The organism is Microcoleus sp. B6-A1 (assembly GCF_036705085.1).
Taxonomy (GTDB): domain Bacteria; phylum Cyanobacteriota; class Cyanobacteriia; order Cyanobacteriales; family Microcoleaceae; genus Microcoleus.
Window position 1 is genome coordinate 57116 of sequence record NZ_JAUBTU010000029.1, and the last position, 21445, is coordinate 78560.

Genomic DNA, 21445 nt, shown 5'->3' on the forward strand with positions numbered 1-21445 from the left:
CCAAAAATCCCCGTCTCCCATGCTGCGTAAGACTTTACGGATGAAAATAATCGTAAATTTGAGCAGCCAGACGCGGGCCAATCCCAGAAACTTCTGCCAACTGTTCGGGAGTCGCTAAACGGAGATAGTCGATCGACCGAAAATGGGCCAACAATTGTTTTTGTCGGTGGTGTCCCAATCCGGGAATTTCATCAAGGCGCGATCGCTTCATTCTCTCGCTTCTTCGATCCCGGTGAAAACTCACAGCAAACCTGTGCGCCTCATCCCGCACCCGGCGCAATAATTGTACCCCAGGCTGCTCAGAATTAGTGGGCAGTGGCAAAGATTCCCCCGGCAAAAATATCTCCTCTCGCTGCTTTGCCAAACTGACAACGCGCAACTCTTCTAGCAAATTCATCTCCCGCAAAACAGCCACAACTGCTGACAGTTGACCTTTGCCGCCATCTATCATAATTAAGTCGGGTTTGTCCGAGATAGTACGAGAAACGGAGGATAAATTGCTGATTTTTTTCGATTTTCCTAAATCGCTAAATTCTTCTTCCTTATTCGTTCTATCCGTTAAATCCGTTATAAAATCCGTTGCCGAACTTTCTTCTTCCTTCAATCCTCGGAATCTGCGACCGATAACTTCTGCTAAACTAGCAAAATCATCAGAATGACCCGATTTAATTTCAGGATTTTTAATTTTGTAATGGCGGTAGTGTTGATTAGCCGGCAAACCATCAATAAATACGACGCGGGAAGCTACAGCGTCAGAACCTTGAATGTGAGAAATATCGTAACCTTCAATGCGGCGAGGAACTTCGGGCAAATCGAGAATTTCTGCTAAATCTTCCATTGCTTGAGAATTGCGATCGCTCAATCTTTGCATTCTCGCCAATTCATATTCAGCGTTGCGTTCCACCATCTCAATCAATTCTGCCTTAGTTTGCCGCTGCGGTGTCAAAATCGTAACTTTTCGACCCTTGCGGTTGCTCAACCAATCTGCTAATATTTCCGCTTCTGGCAATTCGTACTGCACTGAAATTTCGCTGGGAATTTCTACAGATTCGACATTTTGATAGTGTTCTTCCAACACCCGCTGCAAAATCGCTCCGGCCTCTACCCCCCCTCGTTCCCCCCCTTGCCAAGGGGGGGAGGAAAGAGAAAGTTGAGATAACTCTTCCCCCCCCGATTGTAGGGGCGGTGCCCCCGTGCCCGCCCTGGGTTGGGGGGGGATTTCCGCCATAAATCCCAATCTTCCGACCAATTGACCTGCACGAATTTGGAACAATTGGACGCAAGCGTGCTGGGTGTCGGCCGCAAGTGCGATCGCATCTCTGGAAACCGTATCGTCGGGCAAAGACACTTTTTGACCCGCACTCAAAGACTGCAAACCCTTAATTTGATCGCGAAGGCGCGCCGCCGTTTCAAAGTTTAAATCTTCGGCTGCCTCTTCCATTTGGGGCTCTAAAATATCGAGTAATTCCTGAGTTCTTCCCTGGAAAATCATCGCTACTTTTTGGATTATTTTCCGGTATTCTTCAGGCGAAGTTAACCCTTGACAAACGCCAACGCAGCGCCCGATGTCGTAGTTCAAACAAGGACGGTCTTTAAATAGCGGTTGAGGGCGCTGCCGCAGGGGGAAAATTCGCTTAATTAAATGCAGCGTACTCCGCAGTGCCCCTGTATCGACGTAGGGGCCGTAATAGCGGTCTTTGGCATTACCGGCGCGGCGTTTGCGGGTGATAAAAATGCGCGGGTATTCCTCCGACCAGGTTATGCACAAATAAGGATATTTTTTATCATCTTTGAGGAGGACATTAAAGTAAGGTTGGTGCTGTTTTACGAGGTTTGCTTCTAACGCTAAAGCTTCCGCTTCTGTGTCGGTGGCGATGAACTCAATTTCGCGCACTTGCTGCACCATCATCGCGATGCGGGGACTGAGATTTTGGCTTTCACGGAAGTAGGAACGGACGCGGTTTCGGAGTTTTTTTGATTTGCCGATGTAAAGGATGCGATCGCTCTCGTCTCGCATTAAATATACACCAGGAACCGCCGGGATTTCTTTGAGGCGACTTTCTAGGCGTTCCGAGTCTTTAACTAACGGCAGAGTTTTTGTGGATGGCATTGCAAGCTATCTCAGCAAAATAGAGACTGATTGTACACTCTTTTATTTTACCTTAATTATGTCTATTTTTACTGCTGCTACCGTCGCCAAACCCACCGACTAAACTTGAAAATCAGTTACAATATCTGAGATAAAAACTTGCGCGTGCGTTCTTCCTTCGGATTCTGAAAAAACTCTTCCGGCTTCGCTTCTTCCACTAAAACGCCGCCATCCATCAATACAATGCGATCGGCAACTTCGCGCGCAAACCCGACTTCGTGAGTCACAACCACCATTGTAATTCCCGTTTGAGCCAAATTTCGCATTACATCTAAAACTTCCCGCACCATCTCCGGGTCTAATGCTGATGTCGGTTCATCAAATAACATGATTTTAGGCTGCATGGCCAGAGAACGTGCAATAGCGACCCGCTGCTGCTGTCCTCCAGACAACTGTCCGGGATATTTTTTTGCTTGTTCCAATATTCCCACTCTTTCTAAGAGTTGCATTGCCACTTCTTCGGCTTTTTTCTTTGGCCAGCGGCGCACCCATACTGGCGCTAGCATGACGTTTTGCAAAACTGATAAGTGGGGAAACAGGTTAAATTGCTGAAACACCATTCCTACTTCGCTGCGAATTGTCTCAATGTTGCGTAAGTCGTGGGAAAGTTCGATTCCGTCGATCGTAATTTTACCTTGTTGGTATTCTTCTAAGGCGTTGAATGTGCGAATAAACGTCGATTTTCCCGAACCCGATGGCCCCATCACGACCACGACTTCACCTCGGTTGACGGTCATGCTGACGCCGCGCAGTACGTGAAATTGTCCGTACCATTTGTGGACGTTTTCTGCTACGATTACTTGTTCTGGGATTGTGGGTTTAGTTTCCATATTTTTTTGTTTTTTAACCGCTGATGAACGCGGATGAACGCATATTTTTTTATCTTTCGCTTACTCCTAATGTTCGCTCTATTTTGCGGCTGGCTAGGGACATTGAGTAGCAAAATATCCAATAAATGATGCCGACGAATATGTAAACTTCGGCGTACCTGCCGATATAGGAAGGATTTGCTAAAACGGCGCGGGATATTCCGATTAATTCTAACATTCCGAATAGAGATAGCAGGGAAGTATCCATAAATAATCCGATGAATTGACCGCCGATCGCCGGAATGACGATTCGCAGTGCTTGAGGCAGTACAATGAGAATTGTAAGCAGGGGTGTATTGAGTCCGATCGACCTAGCTGCTTCTATTTGTCCCCTGGGCACGGCCTGCAAGCCACCGCGCACGTTTTCCGCCAAGTATGCCGCACTAAATAAGGTTAATCCAGCAATCGCTCTAATTACTCTATCCAATTTCGGATATTCGGGCGGCAAGAAGAGTTGCAGCATCACTTGACCTAAAAACAAAATGCCAATTAATGGTAAACCGCGAATAATTTCAATATATAATGTTGATAACAGTCTCACAACGGGCAAAGAACTTTGTCTGCCGAGTGCTAGCAATACTCCCAAAGGAAAGGAAAGCACAATACTAATAACTGCTAAAAACAGCGTCAATACTAAACCGCCCCAATCATTTGTTGACACTTCGGACAAACCTAACCCGCCTTTAATTAGCCACAAAACTATTGGGAAGGAAAGAACCCAGATTGCAGGCATCCAACTCATTATTTTAGGGTGAATTTGTCTCCCCGCCCAATAGCTAGCCGCCGCTACAATAATATTTGCTAGCAGGTAAAAACGAGAGGTTAGGTCGATCGGCGAAATGACCGCACCCACAACTGCAGCACCGAGTATAATTAGTAAAGGCGGATTCCAAAGACGTTCTTGCCGCTGAATGTTTCCCCAAGTTAATCCTCCCAACAAGGCAATGATGGCCGTTACTATCCACAGCCGCCAGTAGGATTCGCTGGGAAATCTGCCTGCGAAAAATAGCGGCAAGTTTGCTTCTAACACGCGCCATTGAGCTTTTGTTGTTGCCCAAACGATAATTCCTTTAATAGTTTGGAAGGCGATAATGAGGCAAACTACTGTCAGAATGCTGTTGTACCAGGTACTAAATAAATTTTTGCGCGCCCAATTCCAAGGGGTAGGCGATTCGGTGGCTGGGGGCGGTAATACAGGTATTGTTTCCATTTTATTTGTTGGTTATTAATTATTAATTATTAATTGCACTGGCTAAAATACCTAAAATTTTATTAACCTCGGTGAGGTAATACTCGGTCAAATCTATTTCAATTACTTGATTTTTTAATCGAAGAAATTTCCAGATATTTCCGCTAGTCACAGCACCAAAAATCGCAGGAATATCGTTGCCTTCACGTTCATTAAATATTCTAGCGCCTAGCATTTCTGCTACGCACTGTCCCAATTCACTATTGAGATTTTCCGGTTTTGCTTCTACAATTATAATGACTGGTGCAACAACTAACAAAAGTCCTGATGAATTGCCAATTAGAAAATCGCAACTACCGTCTAAGCCTCTTTCGGAGTCAACATTAAAGTCAATACCGGAAAATAAGCTAATTCGATTTTGTAATTGTTCTCTAAGTTCAATTAAAATTGGCGCTGTCATCATTTCAGCGCGGGATTTCTGGGTGTTACTTGCCAGACCTAACGGTACACTGCGTTTGAGAGTTTCTGCTAGTAGTTGGCTGCATTCTAAGTTGGGTTCTTTGCCAAACAAATCGGCGACTTCCGAATACTTTAATCCAAATGTTTTGACTGCGCCCTCTAAACTAAAATCACTGTACGCCATTTTTCTATTTCCTCTGATCGCCGTTGTAAAAATTCCAACATTAACTCTTTATCTTTCCTTGATTTGTACGGTTTTATTGTACCAATTCATGAACAGAGAAACTATCAAACTAATTGTTAGGTATGTTACCATGATAATTAACATTGCTTCGATCGCCCGACCGGTCTGATTCAACGTCGGAGAGCCCACCACAAAATAAACGTCGGGATAAGCAACCGCAACCGCTAAACTCGAATTCTTAGCTAAATTCAGATACTGACTGGTTAAAGGCGGCACAATCACCCGCAAAGCTTGGGGCAAAATTACCATCCGCATCATGGTTCCAGACTTCAGCCCTAAAGACTTTCCCGCTTCCCACTGACCTTTCGATACTGACTGAATTCCGGCCCGCACAATTTCTGCAATGTAACTGCCAGTATACAAGCTGAGTCCTGTCACCAAGGCGGCAAATTCAGGAGTTAATTTTAACCCTCCTTCGAGTTGCAAGGCTGGTGTCAGGCGGGGGAAATCTAGACGAAAAGGCAGATTTTTGGTAATAATCAAAGCTAAGATTGCACTTAGCCCGATCGCACCTAGAGCCCAAAACAACTGTCTTCCCGGCTTAGCTTCTTCCACCATCACCCGCGCCCGCCACATCCACAGCGCCACGGCCGCCAAAACTCCGACAGTTAGCAAAATCAACCAAATCTCAAAACCCGGCAAAGCCACAGGCCAAGGTACAGCAATGCCGCGATTTGTGAAGTAAATCGGCCCCCTCATCTGCTGATTGTCTTCCAGTTTTGGCAGGGAAATGAAAACTGCAAAATACCAGAAAAATAATTGCAGCAATAACGGCGTATTTCGCAAGATTTCCACATACAAACCAGCCAAACTTCGCAGCAGCCAATTGTCGGAAAGGCGCGCAATTCCTACCGTCAAACCCGCAACTGTGGCGAAAATAATGCCGATACCCATCACCCGCAGCGAGTTGATTAAACCGACTAAATAAGCTTGTCTGTAACTGTTGGCGGGACTGTAGGGGATTACACTTTCGCCGATGTCAAAGGATGCTTGGGAATTGAGAAAATCAAATCCAAATGCAATCCCCAGTTGCGAGTAATTGGCACTGAGATTGTCCCAAAGAATGGCAATAACAACTATTACTAAAATTAGGGCGATCGCCTGTACGGCTATTTTCCAGAAGCGATCGTCCCGCAGGAGTTTTGATATATCTTTAAATTTGGGCAATTTCTGGGCTTTGCCCGGTTGAGGTTCTGGTTTCATAACTTAAATTATATTTGATAAATCTGCTGGCAAATCCAGGCGAGATTGAGCTTTGGTGCGTGATATCGTTTCCGGTTGCATCGGAATGATTTAACCGCAGAGGGCGCAGAGAACGCAGAGGGAGAGAATACAGAGATGAATACAGGACGATGCTACCGGATTTGATATGACTTGATAGTTACTCGATTGGCGATCGGGATTTTTTAAGTCACGCACTCTACATAGCTTTGGTGCGTGACTTGATAGTTACTCGATTGGCGATCGGGATTTTCACCGTCACGCACCCTACATAGCTTTGGTGCGTGACTGTTAACAGTCAACAGTCAACAGTCAACAGTTAACAGTCAACAGTTAACAGTTAACTAAAATTAGCGGAACGGGGGCGAATAAAGCAAACCGCCATCTTTCCAGAGTCTGTTTTGACCCCGTTCTAACTTGAGTGTACTTTTGGGGCCGAGGTTGCGATCGTACATTTCTCCGTAATTCCCGACTTTCTTCACAACGCGGACTACGTAGTCGTTCGGGAGTCCCAAACCTTTACCTAAATCTCCTTCTGTTCCTAGCAAACGTTTGACGTTCGGATCTGTAGTGCTTGCCACTATTTTGTCTACATTTCCTGAATTAATTCCCAAATCTTCAGCTTCAATCGCCGCGAAAATAATCCATCTCACCGCGTCAGACCATTTAGGATCGCCGCTTTTCACCGCTGGGGCTAACGGTTCTTTTGACATCACGATCGGCAAAACAACATTATTCTCGGAATTCGGCAGAGTTGTCCGCTTAGAAACAAGTTGCGATCGATCGGCAGTAACACCTTGACAGCGACCTTCTTGATAAGTCGCAAAGGTAGAATTCACATCTTCAAACACGACAGGAGTGTATTTAACTCCTATTTTTCGCATTTGGTCAGACAAATTTTGTTCGGTGCTCGTACCTGTCTGCACGCAGATAGATTTGCCCGCAAAATCTTTTAAACTTTTGATGCCGCTGTCTTTTTTGACCATGATGCTTTGAGAGTCATAAAAGATCACCGGGGCAAATTCGAGTCCGGTAGTGCTGTCGCGACTCGCGGTGTAGGTAGTATTTCGGCTGAGAATGTCGATTTCTCCCGCCTGCAAAACTGTAAATCTATCTTTAGCGTTGAGTTTTCGGTACTCGACTTTTTCGGGGTCGTCAAATATTGCCGCCGCCACAGCCCTGCACACATCCACATCCAGTCCCGAATATTTGCCTTTTTCGTCTACAAAGCTAAAACCCGGTAGTTCGCCGCTGATGCCACAAATCAGTTTGCCGCGGCTGACAATTGTATCTATCCGGCTGGAACCTTGTTGCGAGTTGCCACCTGCTGCAGTTGTTGCTGTTGTTTGTCCGGTTTGTGCCGATCGATCCCTACAAGATGCCAACGGTGCCGCAAATAACACGCTTGCTAGCAGCAGAAATCCCCATTTACGCATAGATTTTAATAGAACGCTTTCCTGACAATCCTACCTTGTAGCTGTCGAGAACTGTGGCGATCGGCGATCTACAAAAGCCTCCGGCTTCAAATTAGCCGTTCTGCATCCGGTGCTGCACTGTGGCAACTGCACCGACTACCCGCCTGTGTTTTTTTGAGCAAACTAGGAGCCCAGAGTTAGAAACCCGGTTTCTGGCTGGAGGCCTGGTCGTCAAACCTAAGATTTATCCTCGAAACCCGGTTTCTTTTCTGCTATTTCTGCCCAGCGGGAGCGAGCATCGCCGTTCCCTGGAATATTTATCCGATTTTGATTGAATCCGCTCACAGTAGCTCTGGTGCTAGCCGTTGCTCAGCTAAATCGCGGATTAGGGAAAGCCGAGACTGGATGTATTCGTCCAACACATCTGCTTCTTTGCCATTAAGCGCAGAGTTCGTCTTTAACTGCTTCAGCAGCCACTGTACCAGGGTGGCATCGTCTAAATTGACTAACAGAGTAGCTTGGGTGGTCTCAATTAATGACCAGAGTTGGCGTAACATGACTGGAGTCATAAAACCTCGTTGAGCGTAAATACGCACTTAATGGGCGGGGATAGCGAAAAGCGGGTCTTGGTGTCTCAAGCCGATCGACGAAAAGCACCCTCAGAGCGATCGGCTTAATGATTATTTTATATTTGACCACAATAACTTAATACAGTAGTGTCACAAGTTACAACACACAAGATGTTATAAGAGTTCCCAATTCCTTCACATTGAGATAAATATCTTGATAAAAAATTAAAAATCTTTACACGCGCTCGCTCGTGGGGGCTGCCAAGAGCCGTCAATCGATTTTAGATTTTAGATTTTAGATTTTAGATTTTAGGATTGAAGCATTGACTTGCGCGAGATAAATACGTTCGGCAAGTTTCATCGGATACAGGTTTTTTATTTCTGGACGGATGAATCACGTGGCGGGTATCCTGGATGCTTGATTGTCAGGGATCGGGATCCACGGGCCCGGTGCACAATAAAATTGACTACTCAGTAGCCACCAACTTTTGAACCCTCGCCAGAATTATTTCTAATTCAGCGATGATTTTTGTAGCCCCCTCCAAATCATTAGATTCGGCCAGACTTTGAAGTTGATCTGCCATATCGGGCATTAACCGCACCGCCGCCGTAGCGCTGACACCTTTAATTTGATGAGCGTGGCGGGCCAGCGTCTCCATATCTCGCGAGGCGATCGCCCCCTTAGCAGCTTCTAAATAACTACCAGTATCCACCACAAAAGCTTGCAGTATTTCCCGCTCAAACTCTAAATCAGCGCCCGAAATTTCGTGCAAACGTGCCATATCTACTACCGATTCGATATCTGGTTCAGAGTTTTGAAGTTCCTCGGCCTTAAACTTGGGAGTTCCAATTTTTAGTTTGACCGACCAATTTGCTAGTACCGATTTTAACTTTTCGATCGCAATAGGTTTGCTAATATAATCGTCCATGCCCGCCGCCAGACACTTTTCCCGATCGCCCTTCAAAGCATTCGCCGTCATCGCAATCACCACCGTCTTTTGATGTGGCTCCATCTTCCCACCAGCAACCTCTGCCGCTTCTAGGCGGCGCAATTGCAGCGTTGCTTCGTAACCGTCCAAAATCGGCATCTGACAGTCCATCAACACAAGGTCATATTTTTTCAGAGCAACCATAGATAGCGCCTCTGCACCGTTATTGGCTACATCCGCAGTGCATCCCAAAACTCTGAGTTGATTGAGACCAACTTTTTGATTGATTGGAGTATCTTCAACTAACAAAATCTTTAAATTTGCTAACTCCCGGTTGTCAATAGCTGAGGCTCGATTGAACGTTGGATTTGCCAGAGGCTCATCAATCAGCGTCATCGGGGCGATCGCATTCGCCAAGCAATCAAATAGTCGGTGAGCTTTCACAGGTTTAGTTAAATACCCGCTAAAACCGCTATCTACCAAGCGTTTCGCCTCTGCAAGCTGAGTCATTGAAGTCAGCACCACCCAATGCGTCTGCTGCATTGCCGGCTCAGAAATCCTCAAGCGTTCGAGACTTCCCGCCACCATTTCCGGCAACTGAATATCAACCAAAACTATATCGTAAGGGGAATTAACGCTAACAGCTTTGTACAGAGATGCGATCGTCATCCAACCGTTCTCAACCTCCTCAACCTCCATTCCCCACAAAACAGCCATTCTCACTAGCACTTTTCGCACTGTCGGCTTGTCGCTGGCAACTAACATTTTTCGCCCCGCCAGCACCGTTTCAAAATTCACTTCGCACGCTGTCCCGACAGCAGTTAAATTTTCCGTAACTGTCGGCACAGTAAACCAAAAAGTCGAGCCTTGGCCAGGGGTACTTTCCACACCGATTTGCCCACCCATTAACTCCACCAACTCCTTAGAGATAGCCAGCCCCAAACCTGTGCCACCATATTTTCTTGTCGTAGAGGCATCAACTTGAGTAAAAGACTGAAACAGCTTTTTTTTGTCTTCGGGAGCAATCCCAATTCCTGTATCTGTGACTTTAAACAGCAGGAGCATCGACTCATTGTTTTCTATTTTTAACGGTTCGATATTCTCTAAAATTTTCTGATTATCGCTAGCTGCCAAGACCCCAGGATTACTAGCATTAGCAACCTCAATTACCACTTCTCCTGCTTCTGTAAACTTAATAGCATTGTTGATCAAATTAGTGAGTATTTGCCGCAACCGCGCTGCATCACCTTTAATTTGCAGCGGCACGTCGCTGTCAATTAGTGCCACCACTTCTAGACCTTTTTCTTGTGCGGGAGTTGCCAACAAATCCAGCACTTCATTCACACAGATACTGAGGTTAAATTCTAGTATTTCTAAGCGCATTTCTCCTGCTTCCAGTTTGGAGAGATCCAGAATATCGTTAATGATGGAGAGTAAATTTTGGCCGCTGAGTTTCAGCGTCTGTACAAAGTCAAGCTGTTCTGGAGTAAGATTCGTTTTCAGCAGCAAATCAGTCATCCCCATCACTCCATTCATCGGAGTACGGATTTCGTGACTCATATTTGCTAAAAATAGCGACTTCATTCGAGACGCTTCTAGGGCTGCTTCTCGGGCCTGCTGCGCTTGTTCAAAAAGAGTAGATTGCTGAATGGCGATCGCCAACTGCACGCTCAACCTTCCCAGCAAATCCATCTCAGAATCGGTCCAAACACGCGGAGCGCTGCACTGATGGGCAATCAGCAATCCCCACAACCGATTTTGGCTCGTTTCCAAACTCCTTCCCGGCAGTTCACTTCGAGTTTCCGGCGAATATTCTGCTGCCAAACCCTGACTTTCATCGCCTATAAAAATTGGTACAACTACATTAGCCCTTACCTGCAAACTAGCAAGTAAATCTCGGTGTTCCTCGCTCAAATTTGCAGTATAAATATCTGCCATTGCTTGAATTGTTTCTGCACTGTACAGCCATACATAACTTTCCCCAAAGGATGTTCTTTGAACTTTTCTTCCCAGCAGGGGCATCCAATCATCCCCTACAGATTCCACAACCACAATCGCTGTTTCCTCGGAATCAAAACGATAAATTACCGTGCGGTCAGTTGCCAGCAACTGCCGCACTTCTTGTACAGCAGTGCTCAGAGTTTGAGTGAGGTTGAGAGACTGCCGGACTCGCTGGGCGATCGCCGAAACCAGGCGTTCTTGTTCTGCTTGTTCCCGCAGCATTCTCTCAGCTTGCTTGCGTTCGGTGACATCGCGAATTACCGCAGCAAAGCACAGCGGTTCAGTGGTTTGAGGGTGCTTGACCAGAAAAGCATTCATCACAACATCAATGGGCTGTCCGGTGGCCAAGTGCTGCATTTGACCTTCGCCTTGCCACTGGCCCTGACTGATAATTGTTGGTAAAATCTCTTGACTGAATTTCTGTTGAAAATAGGGCCCAATATAATCCCAAATCTCCGTATAAAGCACAGCCGAAAGATTCTCTACACCCACCAGTTTTCGTCCGGCTTCGTTGACAAACAGCGTTTTGCCTTTCAGGGTAGCCATACCGATAAAATCGCTGCTGTTTTCAATCAGCGACACAAATTTTTGCCTTTCTTCTTCTCCTTTTTTGCGTTCGGTAATGTCGCGCTTGACGCAGACATGACAAATTACATCGTCGGCGTTGTTAATCACAGAGTATGCCGCAACGTCGATCGCCAGCGTCTGGCCTTTTTTAGTGGAGTTAGTAATTTCGCCCCGAAAACTTCCTGTTTTTGCTAAACTTTGGGCAATTGCCGAAAAGCGCTCCCCCGCAACCAGGGGCGAAGCTTCTGCTTCTAATTCCGCGTCTGTGTATCCTAGAAGCGTTTGGTGAGCAAGATTTTGTTCGAGGAAAAACCCGTCAGCATCGATAATGACGATCGCATCGTTGGAGTTTAAAAATATTTCTCGGTAAAGTTTTAGTTTTTCCTCAGCTCGCTTGCGTTCGGTGATGTCTCTTTTGACACTTACGTAACAAACTACATCCCCAGCATCATTGATAACCGCAAAAGCCGAAACCTCCACCTCAACTGTTCCTTCTTGCACAGCCTTAATACAGGTCATTTCGCCTCGGTAACTCCCTGTTTCTGCCAAGCTTTGCAGCACAGACATAAATGCCTGTTCTCCCATGTGAGTTGCAGGTGTTTTTCCCCACAATTTTGACGCGCTGTTACCCAGCAAAGCCGTGTGAGCTTGATTTGTTTCTAAGTAATAGCCTTGGGGGTCTAAGATCGCGATCGCATCGTTGGATTTCAAAAAGATTTGTTGATAAAGTTGCAGCTTCAGTTCAGCTTGTTTCCGGGCGCTAATATCCGTGAATAAGCCGTAGTAAACTATCTCCCCCGATGCTTGAAATTCTGGCTGGGAAGCTCCTTGCACCCATTTAAGTTTTCCCGACGGAGTGACAATTCTTCCTTCCCACCGCCAAGGCTGCAAATTTTCAGCAGAAAGCGTCACCGAGTTGATAAAATCATCTCGATCTTCGGAATGAATCATGTCAACAATTACATTAAAATTCTGCTGAGCAGCCTCTGGTTCTATTTCATACAATTCTCGGCAGCCCGCGCTCACGAACGAGAAGGCCATCGAGCCGTCTGGATGTAAGTCTATTTGATATACCGTACCCGGTACGCTAGCAGTAATTTTTTGCAGTTTGGCTTGGCTTTGATTCCTGGCTTCATCTGTGGTCTGCAATTGACCAATCTCTCTAGAAAAACCTAAAACCCCAAATATATTACCCTCTGCATCGCACAGTGGCACTTTTTGCGTGTCAAATATCTGCTGTTTGCCACCTTCAAAGAGGATCGTCTGGTAGGGATTACGAACCCTCTCCCCCCCCAGCACAGCTCGATCGTCCTCGCGGATGCCCCTAATTGAGTTGTTGCGATCGCCAAATACTAATTCCGCTGAAAACCCTAATTCAATATCATCTTTGCCGATAATTTCCTCAACATTTTTCCCCAAATATTCAGCAAAACTTTGATTGACAAAAATGTATCTAAAGTTTCTATCTTTCACAAAAACTCTGTCCGGCGTACCTGTCATTAAAGCCCGCAACAATAGTTCTTGACTTTCCGAATCCAGAGCAAAATTATTTTTTAGTTTATCCTTGACACTGGTCGTTTTAGCTGCTAGTATATTTAACTGTTTTGTACAAATTTGAGCGACCGTGTGGAGCAAACAAAGGTGTTCCAAATTAAAAGCATTTGCCTGCTCTGCACCAATGAAAAATACTCCCAACAATTCTTCACTTTCATCCAGGTTGGCTGGTGCCATCAAGACCGACTGAAACTGAGCAATTGGTGGGGGAGTGATGTTGTGCGCCCAGTCCCGATTGCCAGCAAGCCATTCAGCGCGAGCAGCTTGCAAGCGCCCTTCAATTTCGGATCGGGTGCTAGCACTTAACGGCTGTAAGTGTTGCAGGTATAGTCGATCGTCCAGTAGCGTCAAAATTGCGATCGCCTCTGTGGGAATCAGGCGATCGAGATGTGCCAGACACGCAGACCAAATTTCATCAGCACTGAGACTGGCTTGAACTTTTGGAGTAAGTTCGTTGAGAACTTGCAGTTCCAAGGTACGCTGGCGGACTGTTGCTTTGAGGCTGGTGGCTAGGATTTGCATAGTGCTCACCACACTGGTTTGCTTATATTATAATAATTATTGATTTTCAAATTTTTGTAAACAATCATCTTAAAATATATCCGACGAAAAGACAACGGTTTTATATTTAAATTACCTTCACGCGCTAAAAAACCAAGGCGCGATCGGGAGCAAAGAGACACTGCTCAATGCAAGCTCTCGCTCCCGCTGCGACTTAACATCACACCTAAAGATAGATGCGATATCCAGACTTCCGTGGCTTAAACCCAAAAAAATTAGACCAAAGTTCAAACCCTCAAATTCATCTGTAGAGTCAATCAAAAATCGAAAATTGAAAATCAATAGACCGTGAAACTAGCCCATTAAAATCACATTATCGATCACATGGATGACGCCGTTATCAGCTTCGATATCCGCAGCGACAACTGTAGCATTTTTCACCTCAAAACCGTCAGAACAATCAATTTTAATCGGCGAACCTTCCAAGGAAGTAACAAAACCGAGTTTTGCCAAATCAGCTTTCATAAACTTACCGGAGACGACGTGAAACATCAAAATCCTGGTCAGTTGGGGAACGTTCTGCACTAAGGTTGTGATAGTTCCTGGCGGCAATTTGGCAAAAGCATCGTCATTGGGTGCAAAGACAGTAAAAGGGCCCGGACTTTTGAGCGCGTCTACTAAATTAGCTACTTGCACGGCTGTTACGAGGGTTTGGAACGAACCTGCACCTACGGCAATATCAACAATATCAGGCATTGTGTTTTACCTCATCTGGGAAAAAAGTTCTATTAAGTATCGTAAACTGATTTGGTTACTGGTTATATCAAATCTGTTAGCATCGGAATTATTCATCTCTCTTATCTCCCTCTGTGTTCTCTGCGTTCTCTGCGGTTAAATCATTCCGATGCAACCGGAAACCATATTATTGGTTATTTGTACAATACTGGCGTACCCGATGCCAAAACCTCTGTTTCTAAATCTGCTATGGGTGAGTTAAAATTATCTCCTTTGTGAATGCTAAAACTGCCGTACAAAATAGAAATTTCAAAAATGTCTGTAGTAATCACCGCAGGCTTGCGGTGTTCCGGCTCGCCCAAAGAAATTCCGAAGAATTCAGCTTCCAATTCGCCCACAGCCTCTTCATCGTGTACAGTCCAACTGATATCGCGACAGTCTTTGAATGCCAGCATATAAGGCAATCTTTCTTCTGGATTGTAGACGCATTCAATTAATACTTCGTTTCCCCATAAAGATACGTTGACTTTTGTGATTAAAGATGTAAAACCACCCAATCCAAGCAAGTTATAGTCATCCTTCCAATCACTCATTTAATTTCTCTCCCGTATTGTGACTCCCTGGAATTAAATTACCAAATTCGTCTCTCGTTCGCAATAAATTACCATCTCTATCGAGACGCAAACCTTTGTTGATATTTCTTCCATCTGAGCCATATTTTGGTGCAGGCGTTCTAATCACTTCACCGTTAGGACGGATCATTAGTGTTGACTTATCAAAAAATTTATATGCAACATAACCATCTCTAGTAGTTCTGATTTCTGCACCCAGTCCGCGCAAAAAGTCATCGACTTCTGGGCGAGTCATCCCGGTTAAGTCTCCAAACTCAGATGCAATTCCATTTCCTCCAACTCCCTGACTCGGCACGCAAGTCTCCTCACCAACCATTGCCTTTTCGAGTTTAGCACATTACCTTTTGCAAGTAGCTACGCAATACGCTTGTGATACCAAAACCTCTGTTTCTCAACTCATTGCCAAGTCTTTTATCTAAAATCTCACAGCTAAAATCGAAATTACTAAACGACTGCTTGCGCTTGTGATACCAAAACCTCTGTCTCTAAATCTTCAGCATTTAGGTTTTCTCCCTTGTGAATGCTAAAACTGCCGTACAAAATAGAAATTTCAAAAATATCTGTATGAATCAAAGCTGCTTTCCGGTGCGCGTTTTCACCCAAATGAATGCCAATCAAATCAGCTTCAGGATCTGTGACATCTTCAGGATGGAACACCTCCCAACTGATGTCTCGGCAGTCATGAAATACTATGCTATAAGGCAATCGATCGCCTGTCGGATCGTAAATACATTCAAATAAAATTTCATTCCCCCACAAAGACACATTGACATTTGTGATGAGGGATGTAAGTCCACCTAAATTAAGCAAGTTGTAGTCATCGGGCATATTAATTACTCACTTTTTCTCCAGTATTGTGCGTCCCAGGAATCTTATTGCCAAATTCATCGCGTGTTTTGACCAAGCAGCCATCTTTGTCAAGACGCAAACCTTTGTTTATTTTTCGGCTATCTGAACTGTATCTGGGAGCTGGGGTGCGTACAACTTCACCATCAGGACGGATATTGACTCGCGAACGATCGGCAAATTCGTATTCAAGATAACCCCCTTCAGTAGTTCTGATTTCTGCACCCAGTCCGCGCAAAAAATCATCGACTTCTTGGCGAGTCATCCCGGTTAAGTCTCCAAATTCAGATGCAATTCCATTACCTCCAACTCCCTGACTCGGCACGCAAGTCTCCTCATCAACCATTGCTTATTGGAGTTTAGCACAGTTGAAGAATCGGAACAAGGAAGTTCGGCAACGGATTCGCTTTCTGAGGATGTAACGGATGGATGGAAGAACGAAGAAGGAAAAAAGAAGAATCATTCCTCAAACTCGCAATTGCCAATTACCAATGCCCAATGCTTTTCTGCCCCATTACCAATTACCAATGCCCAATTCCCAAAACAAATAGGGCGCGCACCGCACGCCCTATCTATCAGCAATTAACCAACAATTATTTATTAGCCGATTTGAACTTTAACCACGCGGTTCTTTTCCGCTTCCGCTTTAGGCAAATTCAGGTTTAAAACTCCATTTTTGTACTCAGCTTCTACGCTGTCATTTTGAACCCGTGCGGGTAGGGGAATCACCCGGCGGAACGAACCGTAGCGGAACTCAGAGCGAGTCATGCCTTTATCTTCACTCTTAGTTTCCTGACGGCGTTCGCCACTGATAGCAACAGCTTCTGCGGTTACTTGTACGTCCAAATCCTTAGCTTCCATGCCCGGAATTTCTAACTTAAGGTGGATGGCTTCGGGAGTTTCTTCGAGTTCGGCGGGGGGTAGAAAAGCAGAACCGTTAGATGCGCGATCGGTTGCCGGTGTCAAGCTATCAAACAACCGATTCATTTCTCGTTGCAAGGAGTCCATTTCCCGCAAAGGTTCCCAACGAATAAGTGCCATAACTAATACCTCGACTATCTGAAGTTTTTAGGGGTTGAGAAACACTTGACTCAACCTGTATTTAATATATTCCAGCTTCCGAAATAGGGGGATTCGGTTTTCCGCAAAAAGGCCGATCGCATTTCCGAACATTCGCGATCGGTATTGTAAAATCATCAAAAGGGGCGGGTATCCGATCCAACCCGAACCCAGCAACTTTAGATTTTAGATTCGAGCGAGGAATTGCCATCTAAAATCTAAAATCGAAGGTTCGATTAACTCCACCGCGAATGCTGATAAGAAGCGTAGGTATCAAACAAAGCACCCACCAAACTAAATGTTAGACCGATCACCAAAAAACCCTGGAGGGGACAGCCGCTGCCGAAAGTAGCTAAGAACTGCAAAATCAGGTCTTCTCCAGAACGACCAACTCCTTGGAGAGCAGGCACGAAGCCAATCAGCGAAAAGCTAGTCAATCCCGCGCCGATTAACAATAAGGGGGCGACAAAGCTCAACAGGCCCGTCAGCAGTAGAGAGCGAAGAAAATTGGGAAAAATGCTCATAAGAGTCAGTAAATTCAGCTAAACTGCCGAAAGGTACAAGCAAACAAAACTTGTCCTTTTCTACGATAGGCAGCGATCGCCCTCAGTGGCCGGTTCTGTCAGAAATCTTAAATGTTAGAGAAAAAACTTGTTTAAGATTTGTAGATAGATTTCATTTTTTGCAGTTGTTCTATACTCGAAATCCCCTTGAGCACCACTACATCTTCCAGCCTCAGTTTGTGGAGTCAGCGGTTGCTGGCAGCAGCTTTATTGGGTGGCCAAGTCATGCTGCACTTACTGAAGGGCAAAATTCACCGCCGCAACACCCTCGACCAAATGGCAGCAGTCGGCCCGGAATCTCTGCTGATTGCTTTGCTGACTGCGGGTTTTGTCGGCATGGTATTTACTATTCAGGTAGCGAGGGAGTTTATTAACCTCGGTGCCGGCAATGTCGTCGGTGGCGTTTTGGCTTTGTCTTTGACTCGCGAACTCGGCCCCGTCTTAACAGCCGTCATCGTGACGGGACGGGTAGGTTCGGCTTTTGCGGCGGAAATCGGCACGATGCAGGTGACAGAGCAGATAGATGCCCTGCTGATGCTCAGAACAGACCCGATCGACTATTTAGTAATTCCCCGCGTCCTAGCTTGCTGCTTGATGCTGCCAATTTTAACCATCATGTGTCTCGTCACCGGCATCCTCGGTGGACTGCTGATTGCTACGACGATGTACGGCATCTCTCAAAGCGTGTTTTTAGAATCAGTCCGCAATTTCCTGAGTCTGTGGGATATTTGCAGCGCAGCAATTAAGGCTTTTGTGTTCGGTGGTTTGATTGCTGTAATTGGCACTAGCTGGGGTTTGACTACCACCGGCGGGGCAAAAGGCGTCGGTCAATCGACTACTACGGCGGTGGTGACGGCTTTGCTGGCTATTTTTATTGTGAACTTTTTCCTGACTTGGCTGATGTTTCAGGGGACGGGCTCTAGCGTACTCAAAGGCCTGTAAGCTAAGAAACGGATAAAATATGAATAATTGGCAACATTAGTTTACTACCCTTGATTTAAACCCGTGACTACAACAGCCTCTTCGACTGCGCCGACAAATACGATCGAACTCGCCCCGAGTTATGCGATTCCCCTAGTCCTGGTACTGGCGGCCCTACCGCTGCTGTTCGTGCAGAAGTGGGCGAGTTTGCCACTTGCGCTGTTCGGCTTGTTTCTGATGTACCAAGCAGCCACCATCCGGCTGCAATTTACCCCAACAGATTTGGACATTTATCGATCGTCCAACTTGATCCGCCGCTTTCCTTACCGAGAATGGCAAAATTGGCGGATATTTTGGCCCGCGGTGCCGATTTTGTTCTATTTCAAAGAAATTAACAGCATTCACTTTCTGCCGGTTCTGTTCGATCGTAAAATGCTACAGACCTGCTTAGAACAGCGCTGTCCCCGTCAAGACTAAAAAAGTTGTTAATTTTAAATTTTTAACTTTTCTGTGCCCCACGCCGAACAAAATTTCCCATGAATTCAGACGAATCTCCAACCCAAGAACCGCAACCACAACCAGCCGCCCCAAGCGGTGACGGCGAAGTCGATTTACCCGTGAATGAGACGGAGTACCAACTTCTATCTCAAACACAAGATTTGTGGCTCGACGAAAATGAAATGCCAGCCCAACACCCGCCAGAAACAGACCCGCCGCTGGACGAGGAAGATGCCGAAATCGCCCAATTCGTGGACGAAGCAGGCGCACTCGCCCAAATTGGGCCCAACACCGACGATGGCGAATCAGAAAGTCCGATCGCTCAAATCGAGCCTCCCACAGACTCGCAGCCAACAGCAACCGAAGAAACGGTAACGCCCATCCCAGAAAATGTTACCGAACAGTTGGCAGAGCGAGTCAAAGAATTGCAGCAGCAAGAACAAGCTTTGACTGAAAAAATTGCCGCCTTGGAAGCCGACAAAGCCAATGCTATAGAAGCGTTGGGCGCGGCTCAAGCATCGATCGGGCGTTTAGTACAAGACGGCTTGATTCAACTAGATCAGCGCAAACAAGCGCTACAAATCGAAGTTGAAAAACTCGAACGGCGGCGCGATCGAATTCAGAAGGAAATGCGAACCACTTTTGCCGGCGTTTCCCAAGATTTAGCAATTCGAGTCCAGGGTTTCAAAGACTATTTAGTAGGCAGTTTGCAGGATTTGGCCGCCACCGCAGAACTCTTAGATTTGACACCGCCGGTGCAAGAGACACCACAGCGAACTGCTGCTGAGGAGTCTCAATCCTCAGCACCGGTAAATCCCAAATTTGCCGAACAGGGATTTCAAGAACAAGCCAAACAAATTCGCCGCACCCTCGATCAATATCGCACTGTCCCCGACTACTACGGCCCGCCTTGGCAACTCCGCCGCACTTTTGAACCCATCCACGCGGAACGAGTTTCTAACTGGTTTTTCACCCAAGGAGGAAGGGGTGCTTTGCGGACTATGGGTTCGCGCTTGCAAAATATCTTGATTACTTCGACAATTATTTCTGTACTCAGAAGCGTCTACGGTGGACGGGTGCGGACTTTGGTGCTCGCGAACAGTCCCGAACGTTTGGGAGAGTGGCGCCGGGGTTTGCAGGACTGTTTGGGCATTACTCGCAGCGATTTTGGCCCGGAAAGGGGGATTATTATGTTTGAGTCTGCGGAGGCTTTGGCTCAAAAAGCCGATCGACTGGTGAAAGATGGCAAATTGCCCCTAATTGTCATTGATGAAACTGAGGATTTAATTAGTTTGTCAATCCTGCAATTTCCGTTATGGTTGGCCTTTGCTGCAGATCCGCAAACTTTGACGACTGCTAAGGATTTTTGATTGGTAATTGGTAATTGGTAATTGCTAATTAGTAATTGCTAATTGCTAATTGCTAATTATGCTAGGGAAAGGTTGCAAATTTTAAAAGTACAGGAAATCTCAAATTAAAAAATGGCTAGCTGGATAATTTTAAATGGCGCATTGCTAATAGCAGCTTATCTGCTTGGTTCGATTCCTACGGGGTACGCCTTGGGGAAATGGATGCTAGGAATTGATATTCGAGAGGTTGGTTCGGGTTCGACTGGTGCGACTAACGTACTGAGGACTTTGGGGAAGTGGCCGGGGTTGGGGGTTTTGTTGGTGGATGTGTTGAAGGGGGTAAGTGCGATCGTCCTAATCCGCTACATTTACTCTCTCACTTTTACCAGCCAGCTAGCAACCGCAGCAGGTTTAGAAAATACTGCAACTCTCCTCCCTTGGATGGCAACTTTGGCGGGTTTCTCGGCTGTTTTGGGCCACAGCAAATCAATCTGGCTGGGGTTTACGGGGGGTAAATCTGTGGCTACGAGTTTGGGAGTTTTGCTGGGTTTGTACTGGCCCGTTGGTTTGGGAACTTTCGGAATTTTCGGGATAGTATTTGCGGTTTCGCGAATTGTTTCTTTAAGTTCGATTATCGGGGCAATTAGCGTGGCTGGATTGATGTTTGCTTTACATCAGCCGCTGGCTTATGTATTGTTTGGAATTGCGGGCGGTGTGTTTGTAATTGTGCGACACCGCAGCAATATTCAGCGGTTGTTGAATGGTACGGAACCGAGAATTGGGCAGAAATTGGAAACAGCAGCTAGCGATTGATATTACCCACAGTCAATCGATTTTAGATTTTAGATTTTAGATTTTAGATTGAAACATTGACCCCACGGATAAATACGTTCGGCAAGTTTCTCGGATACAGGTTTTTTATTTCTGGGTCCTGAGTCTGCTTTCGGAATGAATCCGGGGGCTTGTATCCTGGATGCTTTCAGTCAGGACACGGCACTACAATTAATCGGGTGATGGTTACATCCAAGCCAGGAAGATTGATTATTTTGCGGTAGGGAAACGGCAATGCCGTTTCCTCCGTTGCTGAATTAGTCCTAGATAAGTAGTTAAGCAAAATTAATTACATAATTATCTCCAAATTCTTTAAGAATTTTTTCTACAGATGAAACAAGAGA

General features: G+C 45.8%; 20 protein-coding genes. 5 read left to right on the plus strand and 15 right to left on the minus strand.

What is annotated here, in order from left to right:
- Positions 1-34: 34 nt before the first annotated feature.
- The 13 genes from uvrC to QUB11_RS13210 all read right to left on the minus strand — a co-directional run bounded on the left by uvrC (position 35) and on the right by QUB11_RS13210 (position 16226).
- Positions 35-2110 carry an excinuclease ABC subunit UvrC gene (uvrC, locus tag QUB11_RS13150; RefSeq protein ID WP_333205351.1) on the minus strand — a complete coding sequence of 692 codons (2076 nt, stop codon included), beginning with the start codon at positions 2108-2110 and terminating at the stop codon, positions 35-37.
- A gap of 116 nt (positions 2111-2226) precedes the next feature.
- Positions 2227-2979, minus strand: a complete 753-nt coding sequence (locus QUB11_RS13155; RefSeq protein ID WP_333205350.1) for an amino acid ABC transporter ATP-binding protein — start codon at positions 2977-2979, stop codon at positions 2227-2229.
- A gap of 49 nt (positions 2980-3028) precedes the next feature.
- On the minus strand, positions 3029-4228 hold the full coding sequence (locus tag QUB11_RS13160) for an amino acid ABC transporter permease (RefSeq protein WP_333205349.1): 1200 nt from the start codon (positions 4226-4228) through the stop codon (positions 3029-3031).
- A 22-nt stretch (positions 4229-4250) separates the two neighbouring features.
- Positions 4251-4850 carry a hypothetical protein gene (locus QUB11_RS13165; RefSeq protein ID WP_333390799.1) on the minus strand — a complete coding sequence of 200 codons (600 nt, stop codon included), beginning with the start codon at positions 4848-4850 and terminating at the stop codon, positions 4251-4253.
- Between the two features lie 48 nt (positions 4851-4898).
- Positions 4899-6113, minus strand: a complete 1215-nt coding sequence (locus tag QUB11_RS13170) for an ABC transporter permease subunit (RefSeq protein WP_333390802.1) — start codon at positions 6111-6113, stop codon at positions 4899-4901.
- Positions 6114-6481: 368 nt separating this feature from the next.
- Complete coding sequence (locus tag QUB11_RS13175) at positions 6482-7567, minus strand: amino acid ABC transporter substrate-binding protein (protein ID WP_333390805.1); 1086 nt, start codon at positions 7565-7567, stop codon at positions 6482-6484.
- Positions 7568-7887: 320 nt separating this feature from the next.
- Entirely contained in the window at positions 7888-8115 is a 228-nt protein-coding gene (locus tag QUB11_RS13180) for a hypothetical protein (RefSeq protein ID WP_190656515.1), read from the minus strand.
- 467 nt (positions 8116-8582) lie between these two features.
- Positions 8583-13688, minus strand: coding sequence for a PAS domain S-box protein (locus QUB11_RS13185; RefSeq protein ID WP_333390808.1), 5106 nt, complete (start codon positions 13686-13688; stop codon positions 8583-8585).
- Positions 13689-14021: 333 nt separating this feature from the next.
- On the minus strand, positions 14022-14423 hold the full coding sequence (locus QUB11_RS13190) for a fasciclin domain-containing protein (protein ID WP_015178455.1): 402 nt from the start codon (positions 14421-14423) through the stop codon (positions 14022-14024).
- A gap of 173 nt (positions 14424-14596) precedes the next feature.
- Complete coding sequence (locus QUB11_RS13195) at positions 14597-14995, minus strand: hypothetical protein (protein ID WP_333205344.1); 399 nt, start codon at positions 14993-14995, stop codon at positions 14597-14599.
- Positions 14988-15350 carry a hypothetical protein gene (locus tag QUB11_RS13200; RefSeq protein ID WP_333390811.1) on the minus strand — a complete coding sequence of 121 codons (363 nt, stop codon included), beginning with the start codon at positions 15348-15350 and terminating at the stop codon, positions 14988-14990. The genes QUB11_RS13195 and QUB11_RS13200 overlap by 8 nt, the downstream gene beginning before the upstream one ends.
- A 128-nt stretch (positions 15351-15478) precedes the next feature.
- A complete protein-coding gene (locus QUB11_RS13205; RefSeq protein WP_333390814.1) occupies positions 15479-15862 on the minus strand; it encodes a hypothetical protein in 384 nt (127 codons plus the stop codon).
- Between the two features lies 1 nt (position 15863).
- On the minus strand, positions 15864-16226 hold the full coding sequence (locus QUB11_RS13210) for a hypothetical protein (protein WP_333390817.1): 363 nt from the start codon (positions 16224-16226) through the stop codon (positions 15864-15866).
- Positions 16227-16232: 6 nt separating this feature from the next.
- On the opposite strand from QUB11_RS13210, the gene QUB11_RS13215 reads away from it, so the two are divergent.
- Positions 16233-16466 (plus strand): hypothetical protein, encoded by a 234-nt coding sequence (locus QUB11_RS13215; protein WP_333155138.1) that lies wholly within the window; start codon positions 16233-16235, stop codon positions 16464-16466.
- Positions 16467-16480: 14 nt separating this feature from the next.
- Here QUB11_RS13215 and QUB11_RS13220 read toward each other — a convergent pair whose 3' ends face one another.
- The gene (locus QUB11_RS13220) at positions 16481-16921 is read right to left on the minus strand and encodes an Hsp20/alpha crystallin family protein (RefSeq protein ID WP_333155137.1); all 441 of its coding nucleotides are present in this window, start codon (positions 16919-16921) and stop codon (positions 16481-16483) included.
- Positions 16922-17175: 254 nt separating this feature from the next.
- The gene (locus QUB11_RS13225) at positions 17176-17463 is read right to left on the minus strand and encodes a hypothetical protein (protein ID WP_333205340.1); all 288 of its coding nucleotides are present in this window, start codon (positions 17461-17463) and stop codon (positions 17176-17178) included.
- A gap of 186 nt (positions 17464-17649) precedes the next feature.
- On the opposite strand from QUB11_RS13225, the gene QUB11_RS13230 reads away from it, so the two are divergent.
- The 4 genes from QUB11_RS13230 to plsY all read left to right on the plus strand — a co-directional run bounded on the left by QUB11_RS13230 (position 17650) and on the right by plsY (position 21083).
- Positions 17650-18444 (plus strand): MlaE family lipid ABC transporter permease subunit, encoded by a 795-nt coding sequence (locus QUB11_RS13230; protein ID WP_333205339.1) that lies wholly within the window; start codon positions 17650-17652, stop codon positions 18442-18444.
- 63 nt (positions 18445-18507) lie between these two features.
- Positions 18508-18900 carry a DUF3119 family protein gene (locus QUB11_RS13235; RefSeq protein WP_333390819.1) on the plus strand — a complete coding sequence of 131 codons (393 nt, stop codon included), beginning with the start codon at positions 18508-18510 and terminating at the stop codon, positions 18898-18900.
- Between the two features lie 59 nt (positions 18901-18959).
- On the plus strand, positions 18960-20291 hold the full coding sequence (locus QUB11_RS13240) for a DUF3086 domain-containing protein (protein ID WP_333390821.1): 1332 nt from the start codon (positions 18960-18962) through the stop codon (positions 20289-20291).
- Positions 20292-20402: 111 nt separating this feature from the next.
- Positions 20403-21083, plus strand: a complete 681-nt coding sequence (gene plsY, locus QUB11_RS13245) for a glycerol-3-phosphate 1-O-acyltransferase PlsY (protein WP_333141024.1) — start codon at positions 20403-20405, stop codon at positions 21081-21083.
- Positions 21084-21445 lie beyond the last annotated feature (362 nt).